This is a genomic window from Bradyrhizobium sp. Leo170 (genome assembly GCF_004296405.1).
Classification (GTDB): Bacteria; Pseudomonadota; Alphaproteobacteria; order Rhizobiales; family Xanthobacteraceae; genus Bradyrhizobium.
Genome location: NZ_PSRR01000097.1, coordinates 1 through 25,837, shown reverse-complemented (window position 1 = coordinate 25,837; position 25,837 = coordinate 1). Strand labels below are relative to the sequence as shown.

Sequence of the window (25,837 nt, the reverse complement as noted above, 5' to 3'; positions counted from 1 at the left end):
CGGCGCCCGCCGCCTCACCTTCTCCTGCGCCGTCGGCCTCGCCGTCGCCGGCTGCGAAATAACCGCCTTCGACTTTGGAACGATCGCGACTTCCGTCATTTGAGCTGCGTGGCGCCCTCAAAACGCCATGCGGTCATATCAGTTGTGGAATCGCGTGGCAGGATTATCTTGCAGTTTACCGCCATGTCGGTCGAACCTAGGGGACGGGTTCGCTTTCTCCTTCATAGCAGGCCCCGTATGGTTTAGCCGCGATGCGCGCTGTCGCCGCCGTTCTGTTGCTTGTTACCGCTGTGCATGCCGCGCTGTGGGGCCTTCTCCAGGAGAAACAGCAGGCTCCTGATTTCCGCGGCATGCTGCCGAGCGTCTCCTATGCGCCGTTCGCTGGCAGCGCGCATCCTGACGTCGACAATATCCCCCAGGCCGAGAAGATTCGCGCCGACCTAAAGAAGCTGTCGACGATGACGCGCGCGATCCGCCTGTACTCGTCGACGGGCGGCGTTGAACTGGTTCCGCCGATCGCCGCCGAATTCGGCTTGAAGGTCATGGTCGGCGCCTGGATCGACAAGAACTCCGAGCGCAACGAGCGCGAGATCGACGCCGCGATCAACCTCGCCCGGCGCAACAGCAACGTGATCGGCGTCGTCGTCGGCAACGAGGTGATCTACCGCGGCGAGCAAAAGATCGACGACCTGATCGAGATGATCAAGCGCGTCAAGAAATCGGTCAATGTCCCCGTCACCACTGGCGAAATCTGGAACATCTGGCGCGACAATCCGCAGCTCGCCAATTCCGTCGATTTCATCGCCGCCCACGTCCTGCCCTACTGGGAGAACTTCACCGCACAGCAGGCCGTCGACCAAGCGGTCGCGATGTTCCAGCTCCTGCGCGACCAGTTCCCGGGCAAGCGCATCGTGATCGCCGAATTCGGCTGGCCAAGCGCGGGCTACAATCTCCGGAACGCCGAGCCCGGTCCGTTCGAGCAGGCCTCGGTGCTGCGCAATTTCGTCACCCGCGCCGAAGCCATCGGCATGGATTACAACATTGTCGAGGCGATCGATCAGCCCTGGAAATTCTTCGAAGGCGGCGTCGGCCCGTATTGGGGCATCCTGAATGCGTCCCGCGAGCCGAAATTCGCCTGGACTGGGCCGATCGTCAACGAGAACTACTGGAAGCTCGCGCTGCTCGCCCTCCTCGTCGGCATCCTGGTGTCGCTGCCGATCCTGCGCCTGGAACGTCCGACGGTGATGCAGGCTTTGATGCTCTCGGCTGCTGCCAACGGCGTCGGCGCCTGGGTTGCGACCGTCTTCGCCTATTGGGCCGGGCACTATTTCGTGTTCGGCTCGGCATTCGCGATGACGCTCGGCCTGATCCTTCTCGTCCCGCTGATCCTGATCGCGATGGCGCGGATCGAGGAGATCGCCGATGTTGCCTTCGGCCGCGGCCCCCACCGGCTGATCCAGAAGAGCGCAGCCGTTGCGCCCGCCACGATTGGCGAGCAGGTCACCTTCCCCAAGGTTTCGATCCACATCCCCGCCTATTTTGAGCCGGTGGAGATGCTGAAACAGACGCTCGATGCCGTGTCGCGGCTCGACTACCCCAATTTCGAATGCGTCTGCATCATCAACAACACGCCAGATCCCGCGTTCTGGCAGCCGATCCAGGATCATTGCCGCGCGCTCGGCGAGCGCTTCAAGTTCATCAATGCCGAGAAGGTCCAGGGCTTCAAGGCCGGCGCCCTGCGCATCGCCATGGACCGCACCGCGGCAGACGCCGAGATCATCGGCATCATCGATGCCGACTATGTCGTGCATCCCGACTGGCTGAAGGACCTCGTGCCCGTCTTCGCCGACCCGCGGGTCGGCTTGGTGCAGGCGCCGCAGGAGCATCGCGACGGCGACCGCTCGCTGATGCACTACATCATGAACGGCGAATATGCCGGCTTCTTTGACATCGGCATGGTCCAGCGCAACGAGCACAACGCCATCATCGTGCACGGCACGATGTGCTTGATCCGCCGCGCCGCGATGGACATGGCCGGCGGCTGGTCAAGCGACACCATCTGCGAGGACACCGATCTCGGGCTTGCCATCATCGAGCGCGGCTGGCTGACGCATTACACCAACCAGCGCTACGGCGAAGGCCTGTTGCCCGACACCTACGAGGCCTTCAAGAAGCAGCGGCACCGCTGGGCCTATGGCGGCTTCCAGATCGTGAAAAAGCACTGGCGGCGTTTCCTGCCCGGCGCGAGCCGGCTCTCGCCCGACCAGCGCCGCGAATTTTCGCTGGGCTGGCTGAACTGGCTGGGCGCCGAAAGCCTCGGCGTGCTGGTCGCAATCCTCAACCTGATCTGGGTGCCGATCGTCGCCTTTGCCGACATCGCCATCCCCGACAAGATTCTGACGCTGCCGATCATCGCCTCCTTCGTCGTCTCGCTCGTGCATTTCGTGGCGCTGTACCGGATGCGGGTAAAGGTGAAGGCCGGCCAGATGCTGGGCGCCATGATCGCGGCGATGAGCGTGCAATGGACGGTGTCGCGCGCCGTGGCGCAGGGACTGATCACCGAGCACCTGGCGTTCGCCCGCACCTCCAAGGGCGGGCTGTCGCGGATGTCGATCGAATTCCAGGCGTTCTGGGAAGCGGTGATCGGCGTCCTCCTCTTGGTCGGCGCCGCCGTCCTCATCGCCACGAACGGCTTCAAGCAGGTCCACGAGATCTACATTTTCGCCGGCGTGCTGGTGCTGCAGAGCCTGCCGTTCCTCGCCGCGGTCGCGATCGCGATCCTGGAGAATTCGCGCATCAACTCATTCTCGTTCTGGCGCAACAGCGCCATCCGCACCGCGGAACTGATCGGTCTGCGCCCGGTCGCCATGCCCACGATCGCCGCTCCTTCCCAGCAGGCCGCCTCCGAAATCCGCCGCGACACGAACTGAGGCGCTATCCGGCCGTGGATTGATTTCGCGGCCGGACTTGAAGGAGCGGCGCTAACCACCAGCTATCCCAAGGGAATCCCGGGCCCGACGATCGTACATCTGCCGTGCTTTGCGCTATTGACCCATCGGCCCCCGCCCCCTACACAGCGCGCGCTGGAGCATGATCCGGAAAAGCGGGAGTCGGTTTCCGGCGGATCATGGTCACACAAGAGCTGGAACGGGATGACGGCTTCGAGCGTCGTCACGCTCCAGGAAGTGAGCGCGTAGCTCAGGCGGTAGAGCACGTGACTTTTAATCATGGGGTCGTGGGTTCGAGTCCCACCGCGCTCACCAAAAAGTCCTATACATCACAGCAGCTTAACCTCGTGTCGGCTAACAACCCCTAGGTCGCCATCTACATCGTGTAGCAGCGCTGAGCGCGTTCGCGCGGACGATTGAAGGTCTGCAGAAATGATCGCCGCCCTTTTTGCCGGGGCGATCATCATCGCCATTGCCGCCATCGTCGGCGTCATGATTCGCGGGGGCTTCCTGGCGCTGCGCATGCGCGAGGCCGAGGAGTCGCCAACCCAGTTCTTAGGAGATGAAGCGCCGCCCGAACTCAAACAGGGCTGCAACGAGGCCGAGATTGCGGACCTTCATCCAAAACAGCGGTCCGATTGAGCGAGCGACGCGCACCCAGAACAGCAGCTTGGCACGCCCCAGCCCTTTCTCAGCGACCTCCTCAACGAAATGTTCAGACAGGTCACCAAGAACGGCATCGATGCGATCCTTCGGGGCGAACAGCACGACAAGCGCTTCTCCAAAGCCGGGCGGATTTGTTCGCTTCTTGATCTCGGGCTGATTGACCGTCGACCGGGAGTGCATCTTCACTTGAAGAACGACCGATGTCTCCTTCGGGTCAACGAACTCGATTTCGAGATCGTGGCCTGAATCTTTGGCAAGATTGCCGTGCGCCTGGACCCGTAGATTGGCGACAGCGGTCTGAAGCCGTAGATTGCCGACAGCTTCCAGAATTTCGTCGGCCACCAATGACAGGCGGGAATCGCTCGGCATTTTCATGACATCACCGGGGCGAAGCGGGTGTTGGCCCGCAGATTGTCGATCGCGCTCAACGAAGCCTGAAGTGCAGCCTGCCCCTGTGCGGTCAGGTTAAAGTAGATTTTGGCCCGGCCTCCACGCTCTGGCGTTGCCTCGCCCTGTTTCGGCTTCACGAAGCCCTTGCGCTCGATCTTGTCCAGCACGGCATAGATCGTGCCGACCGAGTATTCGCGGCCCGTGCGCACCTTAAGTTCCTTCTGCAGCGAGATGCCGTAAGCGGAGGGGTGCAGGCGCTGGATGGCAAGCATTACCATCTGCTCAAGCTGTCCGATTTGGTCCATTGGGACTCCCTTCCATTTCTTCAAAAGATATAGAAGAAATCCCCTTCGGTTTCAAGATGCGCCCGGTGGTGATTAAGTCGGGCGACTGGCCAGGGCATAGCGTTCCCACCTCGCTTGTGTGAATCGTGAATAACGCGCGCGCTCACTTAACGCGGGACCGCCCTCGTCTAGGATTGGATTCGCTCGGTTGGAAAGCAGAAGGCCGGCGGTTGCGTCGCCGGCCTTCAAAAGCCCACTGAGATGGCTCCCCAGAGGGAGGGGTCTGGGTGAAAGCCCGGACCCCTTCTGCTGATCTTGCCCAAGGCCTGCGGCACCGGCAAGACCGCCGGACCGTGTATTGATGTGGAAATCGCAACAGGTGAGCCAGATCGACCCTGACGTCGACTTCATCTTTCGGAACGCGGAGCGGCTGATCAACGTCACTGCAGGGTGCGTTATCTCGTTCGGGCTGGCGGCTGGCCTCGCTGATGCTGCCGACGCCAACCCTCACGATCCCGGGCACGATTGGAGCCAGGCTCTTTACGGCTTCCACGGCGATACGATCCTGATGGCGGCGCTGCGGGTCTCGCTCTTGCTTGATCGCGACGAGAAGGTGGTGAGCTTTCAGGCGGTTCACCGTCGGCTCAAGCTGTACCGCGTGCGGAAGGGATTGCTACGTGCTGTGGCCTCGCGACGGGGGCCGGATATCTTTGGACCGCCGTCTAGAGCCGATTTGATCCGCGAATTCTTCCGAACCTATGCCGAGATAGATTGGCAGGTGCACGGTCGCCTGACGCATTTCCGAAATCGAGGCATTGCTCACTTAACGCCGCAACTCCTCGCCAAATCGATCACGGTCGATGAGCTGCAAACCCTGGTTGCGCTTATCGGAAGGCTCGCAACCACACTCCAGCACCTTTGCCAGACCAAGACCGCGTTTCGTGACAACATGCTGGTTGAGTACCGCCGCATCGCACGGAATGCGATGAAGCCAATTCGCACGAAGGTGGCTATGTCCGGAGGTGATTGAACTTGCTCGTTATCCATCGCCTACTCGCTAACCGCGACGGATCGATTCTTGGGAACCATGCACCATGCTGAAAACGAGCGTAGACATCTGGACAACCCGCGAGATCAACAGGCTGTCATTTCGACTTGGAATATTGGAAGGCGCGCTAAGTCCGCCCGATCGCCGACGGGCACGGATCATCGCTGGGCTAAAGCAGGCTATCGCTGAGCTGCAGCGTCACCGACGCAGCTTCTGCGGATAGCGATTTGCAATCAATTCAGCCGGAACGAATGCCGATGCACGTCGGTGATCGTTCCGGCAATGATACGCTCGCCGCTGCCGCCGTCTTCGATCGCCAGCCACAGGCTGGTGCGTATAGACTGCACGTGGTGCTCTAGCCATAGCTTGATCGCGCACGAATGGCGGCTTTTGGCAGGCTGTGAAGAAGCTGCCGAGGATTGGCAAATGCAAAAAACTGCTTCTCACGCCGCGGGCCTGCACCGCGCCTCGCTCAACAAGCTCCACGATTTGGACGCGGCGCTGGAGCTCATGTACTATGGCTGGCGCGGGATGACGCTCTCGGCCGACCAGTATCTTGCCACGCTTGGCCTATCACGCCCGCACCATCGCATTCTCTATGTCGTCGCACGGCGGCCCGACATCTCGATCGGCTCGCTGATCGAGGTCCTCGGCATTTCCAAGCAAGCTTTGAACCGGCCGCTCGGCCTGTTGCTCGAGCGCAAACTCCTGACATCGAAGCGGTCGCCCGAGCAGCATCGATCCAAATTGCTGCGCCTGACGCAGGCAGGGCAACGCATCGAACAACGGGCATCGGGCTACGAGCGGGAGGTCCTGCGTGAGGCATTTGATCGTGCTGGCCCGTCCGGCGCGGCCGCGTGGATGGCCGTTATGGAAGCCATCGCCGACAACAACTGACTGCGCTCTCAGGTCAACATGATTGACGTCACTGTCGCACCATGCCACTCTTCGGCAGTTACACTCGGGGAGGCCAGAAGCATGAGCGGACGGACAATGGACCGGGCGACCGCTGGGCGCTTTGTCGAGGCGTGGTGCGCCAACTGGTGCAAGGTTGATATCGACGCCGTCGTCTCGCATTTGGCCGAAAACGCCGAGATGCGCAGCCCCCTGGCGCTCAAACTGACGGATTCTCCCGTGGTCGTTGGCGCCGAGAACATTCGCGCCTACTGGCGCAAGGCTTATGGAGGCATCGAAAACGCAGACCTGAAAATCCTGGACTGGAGCTGGGACGAAACGATTGCGCGCCTAACGGTGTGGTGGCAACTGGGCGACACGCGCGCCAGCGAGTTCATGGACTTCGATGATGCCGGCCGTGTGGTGCGCAGCGAAGCCTTCTACGGAAAGTAGCCCATGCGATTCTCGGATTTCGTCCTGCTCCTCAACGCACTCTGGTTCGGCGGCGCATTCATCCAGTTCAGCATTGCCCAGCGCAATACGCTGAAGATCCTGGTGCCCCGGGAAGAGCGCGGAAATCCGATTGCGCCGACCTTGTCGGCCAGCGTGGCATTTCTGGGCGGGATCAATCTGCCAATCGGTCTGTTGTCGCTTTATCTGCTCGCCCGGCCGCCCTTCTTTCAGGCGATTGACGCGCAGCTTGCGCTGTTCCTGTTCTTCGCCGCGTGTCACTTCAGCCAGTTCGCCTATAACCTCCCGGTCCTGATGCGCGGGGGGCGCGTCGGGGTGGCATACTGGCCCGTGTTGAAGGGCCCGATGCTCAGGATCTTCGTCATCGATGCGACGCTGTTCGTGGCAAATCTTGTCGCGGTTTTGCTGCTGGCGTCGCGTTCCTGATGCTCCGCCCTCATGCCGGTGTCACCTTCCAAGAGCGGCATGCCGCGCGCGATGGCGCGGCCCGCCGCTACCCTTGACCAGGCCGTGGCGATCGAGGACCGTCGCCCATAACAAGTGCGGCCCGCTCTCGCTGGACCTGCCGGCCTTCCAGCAGGCCGAGACGCCGCTGATTGAGACTGTCAGTCGGGGATCGTGCAGCGAGTTAATCACCCATGGGGAATCTCACCGGCTTGTGTGGGGAATTTCAGCGCGTTTGGGCCACTAATCAGTTGTTGACCCCAGCAGGGATCCTCCCATGGAGTTGCCTGCACCAGCTTTGTTGGCGGGCGTCTTTCTTGTCGGCGCTCTGGTTGGCTATGCCGTCAGAGCGTTTATGTCCGCCAGGCGTCGGACTCGAGCCCGCAACCGGCGGCATGATTTCAAATAACTCACTCCCACGACGCCCCGTAGCCTGCTCGGGCGAGGATCGATCCAACAAAAGTGATGGGGGCCGAGTGGAATTTTATGATAGTTTTATGACAGCACGACTGACCTACCCATTTACCGTTTGGAAATGCTTCTCTTTCCCCCGAATTGGACCACAACGAACGAGGCAGCAGAGCCTCGTCGATTGGAGCGAGTAGCCCGCGAACAAGCTGCGCTGTGCCTCCTCGACGAGTCGCGCAACGCCATGCTCGAGATCGCCGGCAACTACACGAGAGCCGCAGCGGTTTCCCAGACGTCTTCACCCCTTCTCGCGGGCTTATTCGCCTGGTGGTGGAGGTTGGTGTGTGGGTAAGAGCGCCCCTTTGGGGGGCGCCCTTCGCGCTTTCAGGGCACCGTGATATATCCTCACGCGTTTGCACGCTAAAGGTGTGTCGTAAAAGACTCACTCGGCGATAAATTCGGCCGGACTCTTGTTGTTGGATTCGGCCCGTGATTCGATTTCACAAATGATTTTCTCGAGCGGTTAGAGCTCCAACGCGCCCATCACTTCGCGACGCCCTCGCTGCTGGCATCATGCGGAGGTGCCTCTCGATAGACTTCCGGCTTGGTACGATATCTGCGCCCACCTGAAGTGCAGTTGTTGCGGCTCCGTGGGGTGGGCGATCCCGGCTGATTTTCCTGCTCGCGCTCACGTTTTCATTTCGCACGAAACTCGCTGGCGGCGATGCAGACCTGATCTCGTTTTCCTCCGCAGGGCGCCCAACTACACGAACCTATCCCTCCAGGAGGAAGTGAAATGAAGTTCGTTGCAGTTGCCTTGACCACTTTGGCCATGCTCTCGCTGACCTTCGTGCCGGCAGATGCCGCCAAGCGTCACCACCGCGCCCACCACGCGAAAAATTACGGTAACCCGAACGGCACAGCCGGTGGCCCGACCTCGCTGAGCGGCACGGGATCGTCGCAGTACGGAGGATCAAGCCCGGGTACCGCGGGCAAGAACTGATCCGCTGGAGAGTGTCTCTGCTCATGGCGCGGCGACGATGATGTGTGAATGTCTGGCCCTCGATCCGGGCGCGCCGCATGCATTCGCCGCCGCAGCCGAACTCCCCGCGGATTGTGGCCTGATCTTGTCGCTTGCGTGGCGGACTGTGTCAGGCGCCGGAACGTTTGCATCGCACGAAACCATTTTCCACTGCCGACGAAAAAGTCCTGAAACAAAGTGCGAGCTATCTACGTTTCAAAAGGAAAACAGGGATGGCTAACATGCAGTTCATATTGGACCTGTTCTGGGAACAATCGTGCAGCAGGTATCTCGCCTCCCTGGCACAACGGGAGATGCAGCAATGATCGAGACCTCTGCAGCAATCCTCGCGCTGGTGAGCGTGGGAATTTTCCTGGCGCATGCACTCGACGCTTATCGGATGGGTTAGCGCAGGTACATTCCATTTGGGTGCGGACCCCAGTTCACTACTGCTCTGATCTGGGGCCCGTTGTTTTACGGCATGCTTGGCCGGCTCCTTGCCGACGATACCGGCGGCATGCTCTGGGTTGATCGCGCCTAATCGGGCGTAGCTCAGCGTATGGCTCCAGCCTTGTTCTAATGCTCCGGGAAACGTTCGCGACTTCACGCGTTTGAGCAAGGGGCGAACACAGGAGGAGCACAGATGCGAACTTCGATTTTCGCGCTGCTTGTCGCTCTGGGAACCACCATCGGGATGCCCGCGACAGCACAGCAGCAACAGCAGTCGGCACCTAACAATCCTCAGATGCAGGATGAGGCCGATAAGGGCGTCAAGACGCGCAATTCGGGAGAGTCCGGCTATGTGGCGGACCAGGAGAAGCCGGGCGCGTCGCCGACCGCTCCTGGTCGGCCGAACAGCCAAACAACTGGCTCCGGCGCAGGAACCGAAGCCCCGACGGGTCCTGGCTCAGGTGGCAGGTCCCGTTAGTCTGCGCAGATCCGCCATCGCACTGCTTTCCGCGCCAGGAGATCCGAATGACCACCGCGGCAAAGCTCCTCGCGCAAAAGCAGCAATTGCTCGAGCGGCTGCAGGAGAATCCCGGCGCGAACGAACGCGCCGAGATCGAGCGCCTGCTCGAGCAGATCGACGCCGCGTTGAATCTGCTCGATGAAGCCGGCCCCAGCGGCTCCGGCGAAGAGCCCGACTAGATCATGATCCGATTAGACGGAATCGGATCATGATCTCATCTCTTTGTTTGAGCATGATCTTTTCGGAAAACCGGTTTCCACTTTTCCGGATCATGCTCTAACGCGGGTCGGATGGCTGCCTACAAAATCGCCTTGCCGGAACTGGATCTCGGCGCTTTCCTTAAGATCGTGGGTCCTTGGGGCGACACCTAGGTTTCACCTGGCCTCGCGCCATCCACCCGCAAGAGCCCCTGCCTTCCTCCCGGTCGGTGGGGGTTTTGTTTTTCATCAAGCGGATTGGCCGGAAGAAAAAGTATAAGATGGGCCCGTGAGGAATTGCTCCAGCTCATTTCGAGGAAGCGCTATGGATAGTGATTTTGTCGGTTACCAGCATGCGATGCTTGTTCTCATGCGCCACATATTGGCCGAGCAAGCACTGCAGAGCGGCGAGGAGCCGATGCAGTGGCTCCGCAACTTCAAGAGCCGGGTGGTCCAGGACATCAAGGGAACGTCAGGTCCTTCGGAGCAGGACGAACTGGCTGTGATCCCGGTGTCTCTTGCCGTTATCGACGACGTTTTTGCCGACGTGATGTAGTTTGAGAACGAGCGCTCTCGGCACGAGCGGGCCTGTCACCCGTCGCCGCCAAGCGCATTCATGCGGGAGATGTTGAGGATTTCCGCCTCGCCGCTGCCAACGCGGACAACGTCTCCCACGCTCCTGCCAAACAGCGCCCGCGCCAACGGCGAGGCATGCGAGACGGTGCCGAGAGCAGGATCCGCCTCGTCCTCGCCGACGATCCGAAAGATCTGTTGTCGACCGTCATCGCGGAGGATCGTAACGGCGTGTCCGAAGCGAACCTGGCTGTCGTCCTCGGGCTCTGCCACCACATTGGCGGAGGCGCGCCGCGCGCTCCAATAGCGCAGGTCACGTGAGGCGCTCGCGATCGCCGAGCGGTCGCCTTCCGCCTGTGCCGCCGCCAACGCCTCTTGCGCGGCCGCGACTGCGGTCTCGATCTGGGCAAGGCCTTCCCTGGTGACATCGTTTCGCGCGTCCGAGATCGGCCGATCGGGAAGATCGTCGAGATTACCCTCGCCTTCCCTGACAAAAGCGCGGCTCATGTTGCTTCCATGCGCGTCCGGCCAAAGCGCGGATCGCCCACCACCTTGCCCTTGCGATCATTCTCTTCTGGCATCTTCGACTCCGAGAGTGGAGATTTCCAACGGCACTGAACCGGTGTCGTTCCTCGACTTCAATCGGGATAATTCGGCATCATTCTTAGGAAAATCCGGAACGCCTCGCAGACTCCCAAGTTATCGTCCCGTCGATTGGGACGACATGATCCACCTTCCCAAGGGCCCCGGCGATTGTCCCCCGAGCAAGCCGGGGCCCGACTTTTTGAGAAGCAAAGTTGAACGCGCTGGATTTCGTCGCACCGAGCGATGCGGACACATCGCGATATCACGACAATATCAGCAGACCATTCGACTCTGGTGAGGCAAGTCCACGATGAGGGGCGCAGAGATTCACTATAGCCGCTGGCCATGCAGCACCAAGGGATTGAGTTCACCGTCGAGAAAACCAGGCAGCGCCACGTCTGGCGCTGGGTATTCTGGATCGGCGATCAAGCGAGGACCGGCCTGATGCGAACGCCATTGGAGGCGCTCGCGATACGCCGGACGCAAACGCTGATTGATCGCGAGTTGAAAAAGCGGGCTCAGGAGAATGCCTGTTAGAGCCTGATCCGGAAAAGTGGAAACCGGTTTTCCCTCGCGACAAACGCGAAGCGTTTGCGCGGAGATCATGCTCCAACAAAGAGATGAGATCATGATCCGATTCCGTCCAATCGGATCATGATCGAAAGCGAGGTCGACGCGCCCGGCGTCTCGATCTTCGCGAACCACCCAAAACAAAAAGGACGAGGCCCGGTCAACCCTAGAGACCGGGCCTCGTCGCATCATCCCCCGCCCCATCAGCGCGATGATGTCTGGTGGAACGGTCGTGTCATACGCAAAATCCGCGGCGCGATCCATCCGGGCTACTACGGGACGCGTCGAGCATTTGCGATCGGCGCAGCATGACAGAACGGTCCAGCAAGCTCTGCCTGGATTCGTCACCGGCTCCTGCGATTGCGCTGCAGCAGCAGTTCGCCTCTGCAACCTCTCGTTTAATTGATTGAATTTCTAGCGGCGCGCCCCGCACACATTAGAAAGCACTCATGGAGGCTGCCGTGCTTGCCGAGAAATTCTTCCTGCTGCTGGAGACGCTGAGGAGCCACACCGAGACCGACGGAAGTCAGCGCGTGGTCAGCACGTCGCCGCACATCCCGCTCCAAATCCCCGAGGCGCAAGTCATCTTGGTCTACCCGTCCAGAGCTGACACGGGACGGCGGCACGGTTTGAATAGCTGACGTGAACCACGTCACAGCGGTCGGCGCTCCGGCGCGCTAGACAGGGCGCCGAAGAACCGCGGTGCCGCTATGGAAAACAAGCTCGACCTGCCCACGATCATCGCCGCCGTCGTTGTCGCGGGCTACGCGGCGATCATGCTGGAATATGTTGCTCACGAGGATCTCGGCTTTTCCACCACGCAGATCCGGCACGTCGCGATGATCGCCGCGGTGCTTGCCGGCATGTGGGTCGCGATGGACATGCTGCGCTCGAATCCGGACGAGGTCGAATGAAGATGGCAATCCGGATGATCAGCGGCTTGAAATGCAACCCTGGCGCTATTTTGTCCTAGGTGTTCTGCGACGAATCAGACCTACTGGCATCTTGATCGATTCTCACGCGGTTTGGCGGCATGACCCAGCCAGAGATCTTGGATCAAGACATCCGCGTGCTGCAGGAATGGCTTCGTGCCGCCTGGCAGCAACTCGCCGACCCCTCGCTCACCGCTTTCGGCCGGCGCGAGCTGCGCAATCAGATGAAGCAGCACAACGCCGATTTGCGCGCCTGTCTCGCGCGCGTCACCACGGCGCAGCCGAAGCAGAGCGCGCAGCCGGAGCGCGGCTTCGCAAGACCGGAGATGCGGATTCTCGCTTGGCGCTAGACTTCTGATTCGATCAGAACCGAACATGCGCCAGGCCGTCAGGCCCGGAGCATCCATCTGCGTCGCTCTATCGCCAGCTATTGCGGTCGCCAAATTTATACGCCGCTCCCCGGCTTCACGATGTGACGCCCCTCACACCGACCCGAACCTGTGTTAACACCTTCGCGCGGCGCGGCTGTTCCGGACGGCGTCGGCAAGCCGCAGCCAAACCGGTTGCGCTTCCTATATGTTCGGTGCTGTCGCCGCTGAGCGTCAAAGAAGGTTTAATCGTGCTTTATCTGGAACTTGCGATCGTTTTTGTTCTGATCGTCGTCAATGGCCTGCTTGCGATGTCGGAACTGGCGATCGTCTCCTCCCGGCCGGCAAGGCTGGCGGGATTGGTCGAAAAAGGCGTGAGCGGCTCGCGGCAAGCGCTGACGCTTTCATCGGACCCGGGCAAATTCCTTTCCACCGTGCAGATCGGGATTACCCTGATCGGGGTGCTCTCGGGCGCTTTTTCCGGGGCAACGCTTGGGCAGCGGGTGTCGCAATGGCTGTTGGGGCTCGGTGTCTCCCCGACGCTCGCCGATGCCGCCGGCGTCGGTCTTGTCGTCACCGTCATCACCTATGCCTCGCTGATCGTCGGCGAACTCGTGCCTAAGCAGATTGCGCTGCGCGATCCGGAAGCGATTGCAGTCAAGGTCGCGCCGGCCATGGTGTGGATGGCGAGGATCTCGCTGCCGCTGGTTTGGCTGCTCGACCGCTCCGGCAAGTCGCTGCTCTGGCTGCTCGGCCATGGCGGCGAAGCCGAAGAGAAGGTCAGCGAGGAAGAAATCAGGACGCTCGTGGTCGAAGCCGAAAATGCCGGCGTGCTCGAGCCCGGCGAAAAAGAGATGATCGCGGGCGTGATGCGGCTCGGAGATCTCCCGGTCGGCGCGGTGATGACGCCGCGCCACGAGGTCAGCTCGATCGACCTCTCCGATCCCCCTTCCGAGATCCATGCGACGCTGCTCAAGACCAACCATTCGCGCGCGGTCGTGTTCGACGGCAATCGCGACGTTGCACTTGGCATCGTGCAGGCCAAGGATCTGCTCGATGCGTATCTGTCCGGGGGAACGCCGGACATCCGCTCGCTGGTCCGTCAGGCGCCGGTGATTCCGGAGACCGTCGACGCACGCGACGTGATCGCGATCCTGCGCGATTCCGCCGTTCATATCGGGCTGGTGCACGATGAATACGGCACCTTCCAGGGCGTGGTGACGAGCGCCGACATCCTGGAAGCGATCGTCGGCGCGTTCCACACCGAGGAGGGGCCGGCCGAACCCGCCTCGGTCAAGCGCGATGACGGCTCCTACCTGATCTCGGGATGGATGCCGGCGCTCGAATTTGCCGACCTGCTCGGCATCACCCTGCCCTCGCCGCGGCCCTACCAGACCTTTGCGGGCTTCCTGCTGCAGGAATTCGGCGCCATCCCCAATGTTGGCGAGAAGGTCACGGCCCATGGCTGGCAGTTCGAGATCGTCGATCTCGACGGCCGGAGGATCGACAAGGCCTTGGCCAGCCGCGTGGAAGAGGCATGATCGAGCTCTCGTAGCCTGGGAACCCCACCGGTTCCCGGCCCCGCCATGACCGCTGTTGCGCACCCGTCCCATGCGCCAGACCGGCTCGCTGCAGCGCCGTTCTGTTGATAACCAGGAACTTCTCCATCCCCCGCGGCAGGACAATCGGCTGCCCTGTGCTATCGGCATAACGGCAAGATCAGGTACGGAACACAGATATGCGGATTACCCTCGTCGGTTCCCGCCATTTCGGCGTGGCGACCTTGAATATGCTGCGCCAACGCGAAGTCGATGTCGTCAGGGTCGTGGTGCACGATGGAGAAGACCGGCTGGCGGCGGCCGCCCGGGCCACAGGGATCGATGTGGTGGTGCAGGCCAATCCAAAGCTCGTCGTAGCCTCCGAGATCGCCCCCAACACCGATCTGATCGTAACGGCCCACAGCCACGCCCGCGTCAGCAAGGAAGCGCTGGCCGCCGCGAAACTCGGCGGGATCGGCTACCATCCCTCGCTACTGCCCCGGCATCGCGGCATGGCTGCCGTGGAATGGACCGTCAAGGAAGGCGATCCGATCGCCGGCGGCAGCATCTATCATCTCGCCGACCGCATGGATGCTGGCGCCATCGCGGCGCAGGACTGGGTGTTCGTCAAGAAGGGCGAAACCGCGCGAGAGCTCTGGGAGCGTGCGCTGGCGCCGCTGGGGCTCCGGCTGCTCGCCGAGGTGATCGACTACGGCAGAGCTCACGGCAGCCTTCCCGCCAAGCCGCAGGATGAGCAATTCGCGACCAAGGCACCGAGTCTCTCGGACGCCAGGCACTGAACGCCTAAGGTCTGCCGCAGGAATCGAACGCACCCTTCTCCCGGGTGCGCCGATTCACGATGCGCATTCACTATGCAAGTTCACCATGATGTGTTTGATCTCACAGGAACTTTTTGCCTTCCACAGGACGGCCCATTTTGAACACATTGTGTCCGGATAAGCTAAGTTGATCACATAAATTTCAAGGAAATCTGATCCATGCGTCCTGACCGCATTCGCGCGCTCTTGTTTGCGTCCTTTCTCGGTTCTGCTGCCCTGATTTCTGCCCCTGTTTCGGCCCAGCAGCCCTATGACGGCCTCTGGCAGGTCACCGTTGTCACCAAAACCGGAACCTGCGAGCCTTCGACCTCTTCCACGGTTACGGTCACGGACGGTCAAATCTCCGCGCCGGGCGCCGGCATCTCGGGCAGGGTCGGCCGTGAGGGCCTTGTGCGAGTCTCGATCAATGGTGCATATGCCAACGGACAGCTCAGTGGCAACTCCGGATCGGGGAAGTGGAATGGGGCATCAGCAGGCGTACCGTGCAGCGGTCGATGGGAAGCTTCCCGTCAGTAAGATCCACCGGACCTCGAAGCTGTTCCCCTCCGCACGGCGGCTGACCTTCGCGGCGGCATTTGCTGCGGCAACGTTTACAGTCTCCCCCAGCCATGCTCAGTCGGGCCCGTTTGCCGGAATGGCCGGCACTTGGTCTGGCGGTGGCAGCGTGACCTTGGACGACGGCTCCAGGGAGCGCATCCGCTGCCGCGCCGTCTACCGCGTCGGCGGCGTCAACATGGCGATGTCGTTGACCTGCGCCAGCGACGCCTACAAGTTCAACCTGCAAGCCGATGTGGTCGCCCAGGGCGGCGCGATCTCCGGCAACTGGACCGAGGCCAGCCGCGGGATCAGCGGCAGCCTGCAGGGCCGCGGTGGCGGCGGTAATTTCCAGGTGGCCGCCAATGCCGGCGGGTTTAACGCCAACCTCAGCATGCGGACGAGCGGCAACAAGCAATCCGTTAGCATCAGGGCCGACAACGGGTTCCGTGAAGCGAACATCTCGCTCTCGAGATAGCTCGCGCGCGCCGGTCGCCCGCGGAAGCGGGCGACATATTCAGGAAACCCGTTCAGCTCGTCTTCGGCTTCGCCAGCCGCTCGGCAGTGTCCTTGATGGTCTTAGCGATCAGCAGGGCCTGCTCCTTGTTGAACGCAAAATCCTGCACGCCTTTGTGCGTCGTCAGCGACAGCACCATGATATCGGGCTGATGTTCGGGCCAGCCGGTGGCGAAGCCGGTCACGATATCCGCTGACGTCTTACGGTTTGCCATTCTCACCACCCTATGCCACGGGGACGAAGGCGGTGACTTCGATCTCGACCTTGGCGCGTTGATCGACCAGGCCGTCGATATAAAGCAAGGTGGATGGCGGGAAGTTGCGCCCCAACGTCTCCTTCCAGGCCGCGCCGATCCCGGCGCCCGCAGCCTCGTATTCAGCGCGATTGGTCAGGTACCAGCTCAGGCGCACGATGTGCTCAGGCCCGGCGCCGGCTTCGCTAAAGAGCTTGATGATCCGCTTCAGTGCAGTGGCGACCTGCGCTGCCATGTCCGGCGCGTAATCGCCCTTGTCATCGCCGCCGGTCTGGCCCGCCAGCACGATCCATTTGCCTGATGCGTCGAAGCTGACGCCGTGCGAGAAGCCGCGGGGTTTCGACCATTCGGCCGGTTGCAAGACACGCATGAATTTATCCTCCCAGATCATGATCCGATTAGACGGAATCGGATCATGATCTCATCTCTTTGTTTGAGCATGATCTTTTCGGAAAACCGGTTTCCACTTTTCCGGATCATGCTCGAATGCGGGACGATGCTTAGCACCGAACGGACGGTCACGGCAAAGCTGAAGGACCTGCATCGCTGCCTTCCCGGAATTGCGAGTTGCAAATCGCGTGGGCCTCGCCGATACGGATGTTCCCGCTCGCCCCCTCTCCTTTTCCGCATCACCGATGGACCGCACCCCTTCCAAGACCAAGGCCGCGCTGTGGATGGCAGGCTGGCTCACGCTGATGCTGGTGATTGCGATTTCCGGCCGCGAAGCCATGCGGGACATGAACGTGTTTCAGCTCATGGAAGCGCGCTCGATCCTCGGCTTCTTCATGCTCTACCCGCTGATCCACGCGAGTGGCGGATTTTCGATCCTGAAGACCGCGCGCGTGCACATGCACATCGCGCGCAATTTGATTCATTACGGCGCGCAGCTTGGCTGGTTCTTCGCGCTGACGCTGATCCCGATCGGCCAGGTGGTGGCGATCGAATTCACGATGCCGATCTGGACGGCGATCCTCGCCGCAGCCTTCCTCGGCGAGCGCATGACGATGTGGAAGATCACGGCGATCGTGCTTGGCCTGATCGGCGTGATCATCATCGTCCGCCCCGCCACGGGCGAGGTCAATCCGGGCCAACTGATCGCGCTTGCGGCAGCCGTGGGTTTCGGCATTTCGGTTGCGATGGTGAAGTCGCTGACCCGCACCGAGCAGACGCTGGCGATCATCTTCTGGATGCTGGTCGTGCAGTCGGCCGCAGGCCTGTTGCCGTCGCTCTATGTCTGGACATGGCCGCCGGCGCATGTCTGGGTTTGGGTCGTCCTGATCGCCTTCTGCGGCACTTTTTCGCACTACTGCATGGCGCGCGCGCTGCTGCACGCGGATGCGACCGTCGTGATTCCGATGGACTTCCTCCGGGTGCCGCTGACCGCGACCGCGGGCTGGCTGATCTATTCGGAACGGCTCGACCTGTTCACCGTGCTCGGCGCACTGCTGATCCTGGCCGGCAATCTCTTGAACTTGAAACCGAGCGCGCCGGCTCACGCCCGCGCAGGGACCTGACGATCGACGCGCTTGTGACGTAGATCACGTAGCTGCGGCGCGTTTCATGGCATGCCTTATGGCGACGCGATTCTCTCGTCGACGCAGCGGTATTTTTATGCTGCGCGAACGATGGTGTTTTCGTGTAGTCTGACGCAACGCGATAGAGTCAAAGTCTTTTCGATTCTGCTGGGGGATTTCAATGCGCACCCTTACCCTCCTCGCCTCGCTGATCTGCGTGGCGCTGACCGCAACCGCCGCCCGTGCCGAGCGACGCGTCGCCTTCGTCGTCGGCAACGGCGCCTACAAAAACGTGACGCCGCTGCCCAATCCGACCATGGACGCCAAGTCGATGGCGAGCGCATTGCGCAATGTCGGCTTCGAAGTGGTCGAGGGCACCAACCTCACCCGCGACAAAATGACCGAGAAGCTGCTCGACTTCGGCAAGAAGGCGCAGGGAGCCGATGTCGCGGTGTTCTACTATGCGGGCCACGGTATCGCGATCGGTGGCACCAACTATCTCCTGCCTGTCGATGCCGACATCAAGTCGGAGATGGACGTCAAGCTCGGCGCGGCCATCAACATCGACCTCACGCTCGACCAGACCATGAGCGACGCCAAGGTCAAGCTGGTGTTCCTCGATGCCTGCCGCGACAATCCGTTCGCCGCCAAGATCAAGTCGAACTCGCCGACCCGCAGCGTCAACGTGCAGGCCGGCCTCGCCGAAATGAAATCCGGCGAAGGCACGCTGATCGCGTTCGCAACCGGCCCGGGCCAGACCGCGCTCGACGGCCAGGAAGGCGCCAACAGCCCGTTCACGCGCGCGCTGATCGCCAACATCACCCAGCCCGGCGTCGAGATCCAGCAGGCGATGACCAAGGTCCGCGCCCAGGTCAACGAGGAGACCAACAAGGGCCAGTTGCCCTGGGGCCACACCAACCTGATCGGCTCGGTCTATCTCAACGGCGCGCCGGCGAACAACCCGGCCACCGCGGCGGGCACGCCTGCGGTATCGACCGCGGTCGCAGCCGCGCCGAGCTCGGACGTCGAGCTCGAGTTCTGGCGTTCGATCAAGGACTCCAACAAGACCGAAGAGTTCAACGCCTATCTCTCGAGCTATCCGAACGGCCAGTTCCGCTCGCTCGCGCTGGCCCGCATCGCCGCGCTTGAGAGCGGTGCGGCACCGAGCACGCAGACGCGCAACCTCACCGCCGGCATCGATCCTGCGACCTTCACCGAGGAAGCGAGCCAGGTCACCGAGGACCAGATCGGCCTCGACAAGGGCCAGCGCCGCGACGTGCAGCGCCGCCTGAACGGGCTCGGCTTCGACGTCAAGGCCACGGGCAAATTCGACGAGCCGACCCGCGCCGTGATCACGCGCTGGCAGGCCACGCGCGGCTATCCGAAGAGCGGCTACCTCAACAGGCTGCAGCACAAGGCGCTGCTGACGGAGGTCGTGGCGACCACGTCGACGAGCTCGAGCGATGAAGAGCGCCCGCGGCGCCGCGCCAGCAGCGGTGGTGGCGGCAGCGCTCCCCCTCCCCCCCGCCACCACGGCGGTGGCATCGATCCGGGAGCAGCCTTCGTCGGCGGCGTCGTGGGTGGCATGCTGGGCGGCGCGTTCCGTCGCTAACGCCCTTGGAAGCGTTCAACGAAAAGCCCGGCTCCTGCCGGGCTTTTCTGGTTTCTGGCGGCTCCTCGTTGGAGCTACTTCCCCGCCGCCTTGCGCAACGCCTCGTTGATGCGGTCCTGCCAGCCCGGGCCGCTCTCCTGGAACCATTCCAGCACGTCCTGATCGATGCGCAGCGTGACCTGCTCTTTCACTCCGGGAGCGGCGTTCTTCTTCGGCAGCGCTTCGGCCACCTTGGTGGTGGCGCGCTTGAACGCCGCCTCCGCCTCGCTGCGGGCGTCGTTCAGCGTGCGCGGTCGCCTGGGTTGATCGGCCATTGCTAGATCCCTTCAAACAGCACGGTCGACAGATAGCGCTCGGCGAACGACGGCACCACAGCCAAGATGGTTTTCCCCGCCGCTTCCGGCCGCTTGCCAATCTCTAGCGCCGCAGCGATCGCCGCCCCTGAAGAGATGCCGCCGGGAATGCCCTCGTTGCGCGCCAGCGCGCGCGACGTCTCGATCGCGGTGGTGCTGTTGACCTTGACGATCTCGTCGATTACGGAACGATCGAGGATATCGGGAATGAAACCGGCGCCGATGCCCTGGATCTTGTGCGGCGAATGCTGGCCGCCTGACAGCACCGGACTCTCCTCAGGCTCGACCGCAACGATGCGCAGCGACGGCTTGCGCGGCTTCAACACCTGCCCGACGCCCGTGATAGTGCCGCCGGTGCCGACGCCTGCGACGAAGTAGTCGATGTTTCCGCCGGTATCGTTCCAGATCTCCTCCGCCGTGGTGCGGCGATGGATCTCGGGGTTGGCGAGGTTCTTGAACTGCTGCGGCATCACCGCATTGGGCGTCGTGCGCACCAGCTCTTCCGCGGCCGCGATCGAGCCTTTCATGCCCTGCGCCGCCGGCGTCAGCACGAGCTCGGCGCCGAGGAACGCCAGCATCTTGCGGCGCTCGATCGACATCGATTCCGGCATCACCAGTTTCAGCCGATAGCCGCGCGAGGCCGCAACGAAGGCCAGCGCGATGCCGGTATTGCCTGAGGTCGGCTCGATCAGCACGGTGTCGGCATTGATGATGCCGGCCTTCTCCATCGCGATGATCATCGCCGCGCCGATACGATCCTTCACGCTCGCCGCCGGATTGAAATATTCCAGCTTGGCGAGGATCGTCGCATGCGCGCCGTGGGTCTGCGGCAACCGACGCAGGCGGACGATCGGCGTGTTGCCGATCGCATCCACGATGGAGTCGTAGACCAGCCCTCGTCCCGGTCGTTGCACTGCACGCGTAGTTGAAGGCGCATCCATCGCGGGGCTCCCTGACAAAAATGTGCCGCGAAAATCGCGGTTCTCGTTAGTTAGGAACGGAGCACGCCGCAGCGCAAGAAGGGAAATAATCGATTAACAAATCGCTGCATCGCAATAGCGAAATGTTTCTAAATCGCGATAAACCAACGCATTTGTGTTGCGACAACGTCAAATAAATCGGTGTATAACTTACCCCTGAGTTAAACACCCCACAGATCGCCAGGAGGTCACGATGACAGCAATCGCTGAAATCCCGTCGACCATCGCGGTTCGTCCGAATCCACGCGGCTGCGATCTGCCGACCTGTCCGGTGTGTGCGGACACCATGATCGCTGCGGAAGCGTCTGCCTATCTGTACGACAGCATCATCAGCTATCTCTGGACCTGCGACACCTGCGGTTACGGTTTCGTGACCAAGCACGCGGTCAAGCGCTTCGCCTGCAATTAGGCCCTATCTTGCGGCGATATCACCGCGCGCCCAATCGGCGCGCGTTTGCTTTTGGAAGTCCTCAAAACTTCCGCCTGCGATCGCGGCGCGAATGTCCTGCATGAGCTGCTGGTAATAGGCGATGTTGATTTCCGACAGCAGCATCGCCCCAAGCGTCTCGCCCGATTTCACGAGGTGATGCAGATAGGCGCGCGAATAGCTGCGCGCGGAAGGCCACGCGCTCTCTTCATCCAGCGGACGCGGATCGTCGGCGTGTCGTGCGTTGCGCAGGTTCACCGGCCCGAACCGGGTGAACGCCACGCCGTGGCGTCCGTTCCGCGTCGGCATCACGCAGTCGAACATGTCGATGCCGCGCGCGACTGCCTCCAGGAGGTCCTCGGGCGTGCCGACGCCCATCAGATAGCGCGGACGGTCCGCGGACAGCACCGGCGCGGTCTCCTCGATCATCGCCAGCATCACCGCCTGCGGCTCGCCGACCGCAAGCCCTCCGATCGCGTAACCGTGAAAACCGATCTCGACCAGCGCCTCGGCGCTCTGCCGGCGCAGCTCCGGCACATCGCCGCCCTGCACGATGCCGAACAGCATGTAGCCGGCAGGTGCGGTCTCGAAGGCGCGCTTGCTGCGCTCGGCCCAGCGCAGCGACAGCCGCATCGCGCGTTCGATGTCGTCGCGCTCCGCCGGCAATCGCACGCATTCATCCATCTGCATCGCAATGTCGGAGCCGAGCAATCGCTGCACCTCGATCGAGCGCTCCGGCGACAGCTCGACCTTGGCGCCATCGATATGCGAGCGGAACGTCACGGCGTTCTCGCTGACCTTGCGCAGCTCCGACAGCGACATCACCTGGAAGCCGCCGGAGTCCGTCAGCATCGGCCCGTTCCAGCCGGTGAACGTCTGCAGGCCGCCCAGGGCTGCGATGCGCTCGGCACCAGGCCGCAGCATCAAATGATAGGTGTTGCCGAGCACGATGTCGGCGCCGGCATCGCGCACCTCGCGCCAGTGCATGCCCTTCATCGCGCCGGCGGTGCCGACCGGCATGAAGGCCGGCGTGCGCACCACGCCATGCGGCGTGGTCAGCCGGCCGGTACGGGCATTACCGTCTGTCGCGAGCAATTCGAAATGATTGGGAAGGTCCATGCGGCCGCTTATGGCGTGACAAAGGCCCCTGTTCAACCGCGTTGACGGCGATTTCCGGCTGGAATGCCGTTGACGGAGCCCAAAACCTCCCGCATAAGTTCCACCACCATGATCATCGCGACCAAACGCACCACCACGACCAAAAAGCTCTCCGGGGCTTTGGGAGGCGTGCGCGCGTAGTCGGACCGACCGCATCATCTCAAACCGAAGCCCCGCCTGATGAAGGTCCGGGGCTTTTTTTATTGCCCAATCCTGATGGAGATTCCCGTGAAGTACGATCCCGTTGTTGCCATTGCCGGCGTGACCGGCGCCGTCGGTGCCGAGTTCATCGCCACCATGGACCGGCGCGGCTTTCCCGTGCGCAAGCTGAAGCCGCTGGCGAGCAGCCGTTCGGCGGGCAAGACCATCGACTTCCGCGGGCAAAAGCTCGTCATCGAGGAGCTCAATGAGCGCTCGTTCGAGGGCGTCGACATCGCCCTGTTCTCGGCCGGCAGCGGCGTCTCGAAGAAGTTCGCGCCGATCGCGGTGAAGGCCGGCGCCGTCGTCGTCGACAATTCCTCCGCCTTCCGCATGGACCCCAACGTGCCGCTGGTGATCCCGGAGATCAACGCGTCCCGCATCCGCGAGCACAAGGGCATCATCGCCGTCCCGAACTGCGCGGCGATCACTGCGCTGGTGCCGCTCTGGCCGATCCATCAGAACAACCGCATCAAGCGCGTGATCATCTCGACCTATCAGGCCGCGAGCGGCGCCGGCGCCGCGGCAATGGAGGAGCTGGTGGAATCGACCCGCGCCAATCTGAACGGACAGGTCTATACGCCGAAGGTGATGCCGCACCCTTACGCCTTCAACCTGTTCAACCACAACACCGCCGTCGATCCCGAGACCGGCTACAACGGTGAGGAGACCAAGGTCATCAACGAGACCCGCAAGATATTCGAAGACGACAGAATCGCAGTCGGCGTCACCTGCGTCCGCGTGCCGGTGCTGCGCGCACATTGCGAGGCCATCACCTTCGAATGCGAGAAGCCTGTTAGCGAGGACCAGGTGCGCGCGCTTCTTGCGGCCGCGCCGGGCGTGCGGATCGTGGACGATCGCGCCGGGAATTACTTCCCGATGCCGATCGATGCCTCCGGCCAGGACGACGTGCTGGTCGGCCGCATCCGCAAGGATCTGAGCGACCCGAGCGGCCATTCGATCTCGATCTTCGTGGCCGCCGACCAGCTCCTGAAGGGCGCTGCGCTGAACGCGGTCCAGATCGCGGAGCTGTTGCCCGAGCGCGTGATGGCATGAGGCCGGCGCCGCCGGCAGATTGGCGATGACGGCTGCACGGCGGCACGATATAGAGCGGGGGGACATCGTAGCGCCGAGAGGACGGAACCACTGACGAGGTTAATGGCACGGGCGGCACGGCAGAGCGTTGCGAAATCTCGCGGCGGCCGCCCGACAAAAAGCGCCGCCATCCAGCGCGACCTGCGGTTGATCGAGGTTGCTACCCGGCTTTTTCTGGAGCGCGGCTTCGAGGCGACATCGATCGACGCCGTCGCGGAAACGGCGCGGGTCAGCAAGCCCACCGTGTACGCCCGCTATCGCGACAAGCGGGGCCTGTTCGAGGCCGTGCTGCGGCGCGAGATTGCGCGCTGGCTCTCTCCGCTCTCGACAGCGGCGGAAATGCAGTGCAGCGATGTTTCCGGCGTTTCCGTCGAGCAAGTTCTCCTCGATCTCGCGCGGCAGATGCTCAATTTGATCAGCGGGCCCGAGCCGGGGGCTCTGAGCCGCATTGTGGCGGCGCAGGCAACCAATTTTCCCGAGCTCGCAAGGCTCGCGGAGGAAGAAGGCTACCTGAAAGCCGTTTCGACGATGACCCGTCTGTTTGATCGCCTGGTCGCCGAGGGAGCGGTCCAGATCGAGGACACGACAACCGCCGCCGAGGTCTATCTCAACATCACCGTCGGCCACACCTTCCGGCAGGCGACCAACGGCATTCCGATTGACCGGAAGGCTGAGGAAAAACGCTTGCGGGCGTCCTTGCGGCTTTTGATGACCGGCATCGGCGGACCTGGCGGTCGGCCGCAGAAATCCGGCGCACGGACCCGCCCGTCCCGCTGACATCTCGATAAGCCATGCCCGGCGCAGCGGGCTGCCCCGCGATTTGGGCGGCTATCGGCGTCGGAGCGCTGTTGACGATAACGAAACGACACCGTACAGTTTGATTAAGTGAGCCGGCGATGTCCGCCGCACCTGATGCCGCCTAGTGCTCACGCCGTCGCAGACTTCGATCGGCGCAACCTGCGTCTTCCTGGCCCCCAAGCCTGGCTTGCGCTGTTCGGACGGCCGACCCGGTCACGGGTCGGCCGTGTCCTTTCGGCGCACGAACGCAACGCGCGGTCGTCGTCCCGACCAGGAAGGATCCTCTCATTGGCCCCCGCCCTGTTGCAAAGATGCATCCAACTCGTGGTCGTCGGTCTTGCGATTACGGCGCTGTCATGCACAGCGCGAGCCGGTGCAGAAGATCGGGGAACGCCGGAAGAGCGCGAGGCCTGCACACCCGATGTCTTCCGATTTTGCTCCGGTTCCATCCCGGACACCGACCAGATTGTTTCGTGCCTTCACGCAAATAAGCGGCGGTTGAGCGAAAAATGCCGCGGTGTGATGTCGGTTCGGAACTCAAAAATGCCGGATCGAAGTACCAAATGATGAGAGATGCACGTCTGCAGATCAGATGCTTTGAGTCACGGAGGAGGATCGATGGTGAGTCCGCGTACGCTCTCCACGAGGGCGATGTCCAGAATGACACAGCGTCTGCTCGTGATCGGTCTGCTGACGCTGCTCGCATCCGCGCCCTCGTTCGCTGTCGCCGCCCCTTCTGCTCCTGAGGCTTCTTCCGGCCAGGAGCAGGCCACCGAGCCTGACGACAAGGCGGTCGCCCACCAAATAGAGCTGTTCCGGACCGCCCAGGTCTCGCTCAGCCGGGCCATCGAGATCGCCGAGCGGGCGCATACCGGCGCGAGGACCTCCGATGTCAGCTTCGATGGGGGATCGGGTGCGCCGGTGTACCGGGTCAGGACGTTTCATGACGGCCAGCTCTGGGAACATGCCATCGATGCTGCCACCGGCGAGATCTCGACGGATCGGCTGGTGTCGTCCCTGAAGGAACTCAATGCGGAGGACCGCACCAATATCGCCTCGCTGTCGGGTGTTGACCAGCAATTATCGGATGCAGTGCGGGTGGCGGAACGCGCCGCCTCGGGCAAGGCAATCAGCGGAGGCCTGACACGCGAACGCGGCAAGCTGAGCTTCGTGGTCATCATCGTCAGCGGACTGGATCTGAAGCAGGTGATCCTCGAACCGCCCCGCCGTAAGGGGCGTTGAGGCTCAACCC

General features: G+C 62.3%; 31 protein-coding genes and 1 tRNA gene. 23 read left to right on the top strand and 9 right to left on the bottom strand.

Translation table 11 applies throughout. The annotated features are described in order from the left end of the window. The first annotated feature begins 251 nt into the window (after positions 1 to 251). Positions 252 to 2,930 (top strand): glycosyltransferase, encoded by a 2,679-nt coding sequence (locus tag CWO89_RS18275; protein WP_130580149.1) that lies wholly within the window; start codon positions 252 to 254, stop codon positions 2,928 to 2,930. 257 nt (positions 2,931 to 3,187) lie between these two features. Next, a tRNA-Lys gene (locus CWO89_RS18270) sits at positions 3,188 to 3,263 on the top strand. Positions 3,264 to 3,503: 240 nt separating this feature from the next. Here CWO89_RS18270 and CWO89_RS18265 read toward each other — a convergent pair. Together CWO89_RS18265 and CWO89_RS18260 are read right to left on the bottom strand one after the other, a co-directional pair. After that, positions 3,504 to 3,956, bottom strand: a complete 453-nt coding sequence (locus tag CWO89_RS18265) for a permease prefix domain 2-containing transporter (protein WP_245476365.1) — start codon at positions 3,954 to 3,956, stop codon at positions 3,504 to 3,506. A gap of 29 nt (positions 3,957 to 3,985) precedes the next feature. Continuing rightward, positions 3,986 to 4,276 carry a PadR family transcriptional regulator gene (locus tag CWO89_RS18260; protein WP_245476364.1) on the bottom strand — a complete coding sequence of 97 codons (291 nt, stop codon included), beginning with the start codon at positions 4,274 to 4,276 and terminating at the stop codon, positions 3,986 to 3,988. 391 nt (positions 4,277 to 4,667) lie between these two features. Here CWO89_RS18260 and CWO89_RS18255 point away from each other — a divergent pair, with 391 nt between their 5' ends. The 8 genes from CWO89_RS18255 (at position 4,668) to CWO89_RS18230 (ending at position 10,297) form a co-directional block, all read left to right on the top strand. Then, positions 4,668 to 5,318, top strand: a complete 651-nt coding sequence (locus CWO89_RS18255) for a hypothetical protein (RefSeq protein ID WP_130580146.1) — start codon at positions 4,668 to 4,670, stop codon at positions 5,316 to 5,318. A 444-nt stretch (positions 5,319 to 5,762) separates the two neighbouring features. Continuing rightward, complete coding sequence (locus CWO89_RS18250) at positions 5,763 to 6,233, top strand: MarR family winged helix-turn-helix transcriptional regulator (protein ID WP_028165529.1); 471 nt, start codon at positions 5,763 to 5,765, stop codon at positions 6,231 to 6,233. Positions 6,234 to 6,314: 81 nt separating this feature from the next. Beyond that, a complete protein-coding gene (locus tag CWO89_RS18245; protein ID WP_165421226.1) occupies positions 6,315 to 6,683 on the top strand; it encodes a nuclear transport factor 2 family protein in 369 nt (122 codons plus the stop codon). A 3-nt stretch (positions 6,684 to 6,686) separates the two neighbouring features. Further along, positions 6,687 to 7,127 carry a hypothetical protein gene (locus tag CWO89_RS18240; protein WP_130580144.1) on the top strand — a complete coding sequence of 147 codons (441 nt, stop codon included), beginning with the start codon at positions 6,687 to 6,689 and terminating at the stop codon, positions 7,125 to 7,127. Positions 7,128 to 8,349: 1,222 nt separating this feature from the next. Beyond that, positions 8,350 to 8,556: a hypothetical protein gene (locus tag CWO89_RS18235; RefSeq protein WP_130580143.1), complete on the top strand. Its 207-nt coding sequence runs from the start codon at positions 8,350 to 8,352 to the stop codon at positions 8,554 to 8,556. A 661-nt stretch (positions 8,557 to 9,217) separates the two neighbouring features. Next, positions 9,218 to 9,502, top strand: a complete 285-nt coding sequence (locus CWO89_RS45950; RefSeq protein ID WP_165421225.1) for a hypothetical protein — start codon at positions 9,218 to 9,220, stop codon at positions 9,500 to 9,502. A gap of 47 nt (positions 9,503 to 9,549) precedes the next feature. Beyond that, positions 9,550 to 9,723, top strand: coding sequence for a hypothetical protein (locus tag CWO89_RS45945; RefSeq protein WP_165421224.1), 174 nt, complete (start codon positions 9,550 to 9,552; stop codon positions 9,721 to 9,723). A 343-nt stretch (positions 9,724 to 10,066) separates the two neighbouring features. Further along, on the top strand, positions 10,067 to 10,297 hold the full coding sequence (locus tag CWO89_RS18230) for a hypothetical protein (protein ID WP_028165532.1): 231 nt from the start codon (positions 10,067 to 10,069) through the stop codon (positions 10,295 to 10,297). Between the two features lie 35 nt (positions 10,298 to 10,332). On the opposite strand, the gene greA is transcribed toward CWO89_RS18230, so the two are convergent. Both greA and CWO89_RS49130 read right to left on the bottom strand, forming a co-directional pair. Further along, on the bottom strand, positions 10,333 to 10,821 hold the full coding sequence (gene greA / locus CWO89_RS18225; protein WP_130580142.1) for a transcription elongation factor GreA: 489 nt from the start codon (positions 10,819 to 10,821) through the stop codon (positions 10,333 to 10,335). A 408-nt stretch (positions 10,822 to 11,229) separates the two neighbouring features. Further along, a complete protein-coding gene (locus CWO89_RS49130; protein ID WP_165421223.1) occupies positions 11,230 to 11,733 on the bottom strand; it encodes a hypothetical protein in 504 nt (167 codons plus the stop codon). 185 nt (positions 11,734 to 11,918) lie between these two features. Between CWO89_RS49130 and CWO89_RS18210 the strand changes: the two genes are divergently transcribed. The 7 genes from CWO89_RS18210 to CWO89_RS18180 all read left to right on the top strand — a co-directional run bounded on the left by CWO89_RS18210 (position 11,919) and on the right by CWO89_RS18180 (position 16,158). Then, the gene (locus CWO89_RS18210) at positions 11,919 to 12,110 is read left to right on the top strand and encodes a hypothetical protein (RefSeq protein ID WP_207234510.1); all 192 of its coding nucleotides are present in this window, start codon (positions 11,919 to 11,921) and stop codon (positions 12,108 to 12,110) included. 69 nt (positions 12,111 to 12,179) lie between these two features. Beyond that, entirely contained in the window at positions 12,180 to 12,383 is a 204-nt protein-coding gene (locus CWO89_RS18205) for a hypothetical protein (RefSeq protein ID WP_130580140.1), read from the top strand. A gap of 119 nt (positions 12,384 to 12,502) precedes the next feature. Further along, on the top strand, positions 12,503 to 12,751 hold the full coding sequence (locus CWO89_RS18200) for a hypothetical protein (RefSeq protein ID WP_130580139.1): 249 nt from the start codon (positions 12,503 to 12,505) through the stop codon (positions 12,749 to 12,751). Positions 12,752 to 13,020: 269 nt separating this feature from the next. Next, positions 13,021 to 14,310: a hemolysin family protein gene (locus tag CWO89_RS18195; protein ID WP_130580138.1), complete on the top strand. Its 1,290-nt coding sequence runs from the start codon at positions 13,021 to 13,023 to the stop codon at positions 14,308 to 14,310. A gap of 197 nt (positions 14,311 to 14,507) precedes the next feature. Next, positions 14,508 to 15,107: a formyltransferase family protein gene (locus CWO89_RS18190; RefSeq protein ID WP_130580137.1), complete on the top strand. Its 600-nt coding sequence runs from the start codon at positions 14,508 to 14,510 to the stop codon at positions 15,105 to 15,107. Positions 15,108 to 15,305: 198 nt separating this feature from the next. After that, positions 15,306 to 15,662, top strand: a complete 357-nt coding sequence (locus CWO89_RS47925) for a hypothetical protein (protein ID WP_080663820.1) — start codon at positions 15,306 to 15,308, stop codon at positions 15,660 to 15,662. Next, positions 15,607 to 16,158, top strand: coding sequence for a hypothetical protein (locus CWO89_RS18180; protein ID WP_165421222.1), 552 nt, complete (start codon positions 15,607 to 15,609; stop codon positions 16,156 to 16,158). The genes CWO89_RS47925 and CWO89_RS18180 overlap by 56 nt, the downstream gene beginning before the upstream one ends. Positions 16,159 to 16,210: 52 nt before the next feature. Here CWO89_RS18180 and CWO89_RS18175 read toward each other — a convergent pair whose 3' ends face one another. Both CWO89_RS18175 and CWO89_RS18170 read right to left on the bottom strand, forming a co-directional pair. Continuing rightward, positions 16,211 to 16,411 (bottom strand): hypothetical protein, encoded by a 201-nt coding sequence (locus CWO89_RS18175; RefSeq protein WP_130580135.1) that lies wholly within the window; start codon positions 16,409 to 16,411, stop codon positions 16,211 to 16,213. Positions 16,412 to 16,421: 10 nt separating this feature from the next. Then, on the bottom strand, positions 16,422 to 16,820 hold the full coding sequence (locus CWO89_RS18170) for a RidA family protein (protein WP_130580134.1): 399 nt from the start codon (positions 16,818 to 16,820) through the stop codon (positions 16,422 to 16,424). 265 nt (positions 16,821 to 17,085) lie between these two features. Between CWO89_RS18170 and CWO89_RS18165 the strand changes: the two genes are divergently transcribed. Continuing rightward, positions 17,086 to 17,964, top strand: a complete 879-nt coding sequence (locus CWO89_RS18165) for a DMT family transporter (protein WP_130580133.1) — start codon at positions 17,086 to 17,088, stop codon at positions 17,962 to 17,964. 181 nt (positions 17,965 to 18,145) lie between these two features. Next, a complete protein-coding gene (locus CWO89_RS18160) occupies positions 18,146 to 19,576 on the top strand; it encodes a caspase family protein (RefSeq protein WP_130580132.1) in 1,431 nt (476 codons plus the stop codon). 74 nt (positions 19,577 to 19,650) lie between these two features. Here the strand turns inward: CWO89_RS18160 and CWO89_RS18155 are convergent, their stop codons facing one another. Both CWO89_RS18155 and cysK read right to left on the bottom strand, forming a co-directional pair. Further along, positions 19,651 to 19,890, bottom strand: coding sequence for a BrnA antitoxin family protein (locus CWO89_RS18155; RefSeq protein ID WP_130580131.1), 240 nt, complete (start codon positions 19,888 to 19,890; stop codon positions 19,651 to 19,653). Between the two features lie 2 nt (positions 19,891 to 19,892). After that, the gene (gene cysK, locus CWO89_RS18150; RefSeq protein ID WP_130580130.1) at positions 19,893 to 20,870 is read right to left on the bottom strand and encodes a cysteine synthase A; all 978 of its coding nucleotides are present in this window, start codon (positions 20,868 to 20,870) and stop codon (positions 19,893 to 19,895) included. A 232-nt stretch (positions 20,871 to 21,102) separates the two neighbouring features. Here cysK and CWO89_RS18145 point away from each other — a divergent pair, with 232 nt between their 5' ends. Further along, positions 21,103 to 21,318: a hypothetical protein gene (locus CWO89_RS18145; protein WP_130580129.1), complete on the top strand. Its 216-nt coding sequence runs from the start codon at positions 21,103 to 21,105 to the stop codon at positions 21,316 to 21,318. 3 nt (positions 21,319 to 21,321) lie between these two features. Here the strand turns inward: CWO89_RS18145 and tgt are convergent, their stop codons facing one another. Then, entirely contained in the window at positions 21,322 to 22,455 is a 1,134-nt protein-coding gene (gene tgt / locus CWO89_RS18140) for a tRNA guanosine(34) transglycosylase Tgt (RefSeq protein ID WP_130580128.1), read from the bottom strand. Between the two features lie 255 nt (positions 22,456 to 22,710). On the opposite strand from tgt, the gene CWO89_RS18135 reads away from it, so the two are divergent. From CWO89_RS18135 to CWO89_RS18125, 3 genes are all read left to right on the top strand, one after another. Then, positions 22,711 to 23,748: an aspartate-semialdehyde dehydrogenase gene (locus tag CWO89_RS18135; protein ID WP_130580150.1), complete on the top strand. Its 1,038-nt coding sequence runs from the start codon at positions 22,711 to 22,713 to the stop codon at positions 23,746 to 23,748. A gap of 102 nt (positions 23,749 to 23,850) precedes the next feature. Continuing rightward, the gene (locus CWO89_RS18130) at positions 23,851 to 24,564 is read left to right on the top strand and encodes a TetR/AcrR family transcriptional regulator (RefSeq protein WP_130580127.1); all 714 of its coding nucleotides are present in this window, start codon (positions 23,851 to 23,853) and stop codon (positions 24,562 to 24,564) included. A gap of 681 nt (positions 24,565 to 25,245) precedes the next feature. After that, positions 25,246 to 25,827: a PepSY domain-containing protein gene (locus CWO89_RS18125; RefSeq protein ID WP_245476363.1), complete on the top strand. Its 582-nt coding sequence runs from the start codon at positions 25,246 to 25,248 to the stop codon at positions 25,825 to 25,827. Positions 25,828 to 25,837: the final 10 nt, after the last annotated feature.

Coding starts and splice junctions, on each gene's coding strand:
- greA (WP_130580142.1), bottom strand. CDS start 10,821: ATGAGCCGCGCTTTTGTCAGGGAAGGCGAGGGTAATCTCGACGATCTT.
- CWO89_RS18260 (WP_245476364.1), bottom strand. CDS start 4,276: ATGCTTGCCATCCAGCGCCTGCACCCCTCCGCTTACGGCATCTCGCTG.
- CWO89_RS18205 (WP_130580140.1), top strand. CDS start 12,180: ATGGAAAACAAGCTCGACCTGCCCACGATCATCGCCGCCGTCGTTGTC.
- CWO89_RS18155 (WP_130580131.1), bottom strand. CDS start 19,890: ATGGCCGATCAACCCAGGCGACCGCGCACGCTGAACGACGCCCGCAGC.
- CWO89_RS18125 (WP_245476363.1), top strand. CDS start 25,246: ATGACACAGCGTCTGCTCGTGATCGGTCTGCTGACGCTGCTCGCATCC.
- CWO89_RS18135 (WP_130580150.1), top strand. CDS start 22,711: ATGGAGATTCCCGTGAAGTACGATCCCGTTGTTGCCATTGCCGGCGTG.
- tgt (WP_130580128.1), bottom strand. CDS start 22,455: ATGGACCTTCCCAATCATTTCGAATTGCTCGCGACAGACGGTAATGCC.
- CWO89_RS18160 (WP_130580132.1), top strand. CDS start 18,146: ATGCGCACCCTTACCCTCCTCGCCTCGCTGATCTGCGTGGCGCTGACC.
- CWO89_RS18130 (WP_130580127.1), top strand. CDS start 23,851: ATGGCACGGGCGGCACGGCAGAGCGTTGCGAAATCTCGCGGCGGCCGC.
- CWO89_RS45945 (WP_165421224.1), top strand. CDS start 9,550: ATGACCACCGCGGCAAAGCTCCTCGCGCAAAAGCAGCAATTGCTCGAG.
- CWO89_RS18175 (WP_130580135.1), bottom strand. CDS start 16,411: ATGGCAAACCGTAAGACGTCAGCGGATATCGTGACCGGCTTCGCCACC.
- CWO89_RS18230 (WP_028165532.1), top strand. CDS start 10,067: ATGGATAGTGATTTTGTCGGTTACCAGCATGCGATGCTTGTTCTCATG.
- CWO89_RS18170 (WP_130580134.1), bottom strand. CDS start 16,820: ATGCGTGTCTTGCAACCGGCCGAATGGTCGAAACCCCGCGGCTTCTCG.
- cysK (WP_130580130.1), bottom strand. CDS start 20,870: ATGGATGCGCCTTCAACTACGCGTGCAGTGCAACGACCGGGACGAGGG.
- CWO89_RS18210 (WP_207234510.1), top strand. CDS start 11,919: ATGGAGGCTGCCGTGCTTGCCGAGAAATTCTTCCTGCTGCTGGAGACG.
- CWO89_RS18200 (WP_130580139.1), top strand. CDS start 12,503: ATGACCCAGCCAGAGATCTTGGATCAAGACATCCGCGTGCTGCAGGAA.
- CWO89_RS18235 (WP_130580143.1), top strand. CDS start 8,350: ATGAAGTTCGTTGCAGTTGCCTTGACCACTTTGGCCATGCTCTCGCTG.
- CWO89_RS45950 (WP_165421225.1), top strand. CDS start 9,218: ATGCGAACTTCGATTTTCGCGCTGCTTGTCGCTCTGGGAACCACCATC.
- CWO89_RS18240 (WP_130580144.1), top strand. CDS start 6,687: ATGCGATTCTCGGATTTCGTCCTGCTCCTCAACGCACTCTGGTTCGGC.
- CWO89_RS47925 (WP_080663820.1), top strand. CDS start 15,306: ATGCGTCCTGACCGCATTCGCGCGCTCTTGTTTGCGTCCTTTCTCGGT.
- CWO89_RS18190 (WP_130580137.1), top strand. CDS start 14,508: ATGCGGATTACCCTCGTCGGTTCCCGCCATTTCGGCGTGGCGACCTTG.
- CWO89_RS18180 (WP_165421222.1), top strand. CDS start 15,607: ATGGGGCATCAGCAGGCGTACCGTGCAGCGGTCGATGGGAAGCTTCCC.
- CWO89_RS18250 (WP_028165529.1), top strand. CDS start 5,763: ATGCAAAAAACTGCTTCTCACGCCGCGGGCCTGCACCGCGCCTCGCTC.
- CWO89_RS18165 (WP_130580133.1), top strand. CDS start 17,086: ATGGACCGCACCCCTTCCAAGACCAAGGCCGCGCTGTGGATGGCAGGC.
- CWO89_RS18145 (WP_130580129.1), top strand. CDS start 21,103: ATGACAGCAATCGCTGAAATCCCGTCGACCATCGCGGTTCGTCCGAAT.
- CWO89_RS49130 (WP_165421223.1), bottom strand. CDS start 11,733: ATGGATCGCGCCGCGGATTTTGCGTATGACACGACCGTTCCACCAGAC.
- CWO89_RS18245 (WP_165421226.1), top strand. CDS start 6,315: ATGAGCGGACGGACAATGGACCGGGCGACCGCTGGGCGCTTTGTCGAG.
- CWO89_RS18275 (WP_130580149.1), top strand. CDS start 252: ATGCGCGCTGTCGCCGCCGTTCTGTTGCTTGTTACCGCTGTGCATGCC.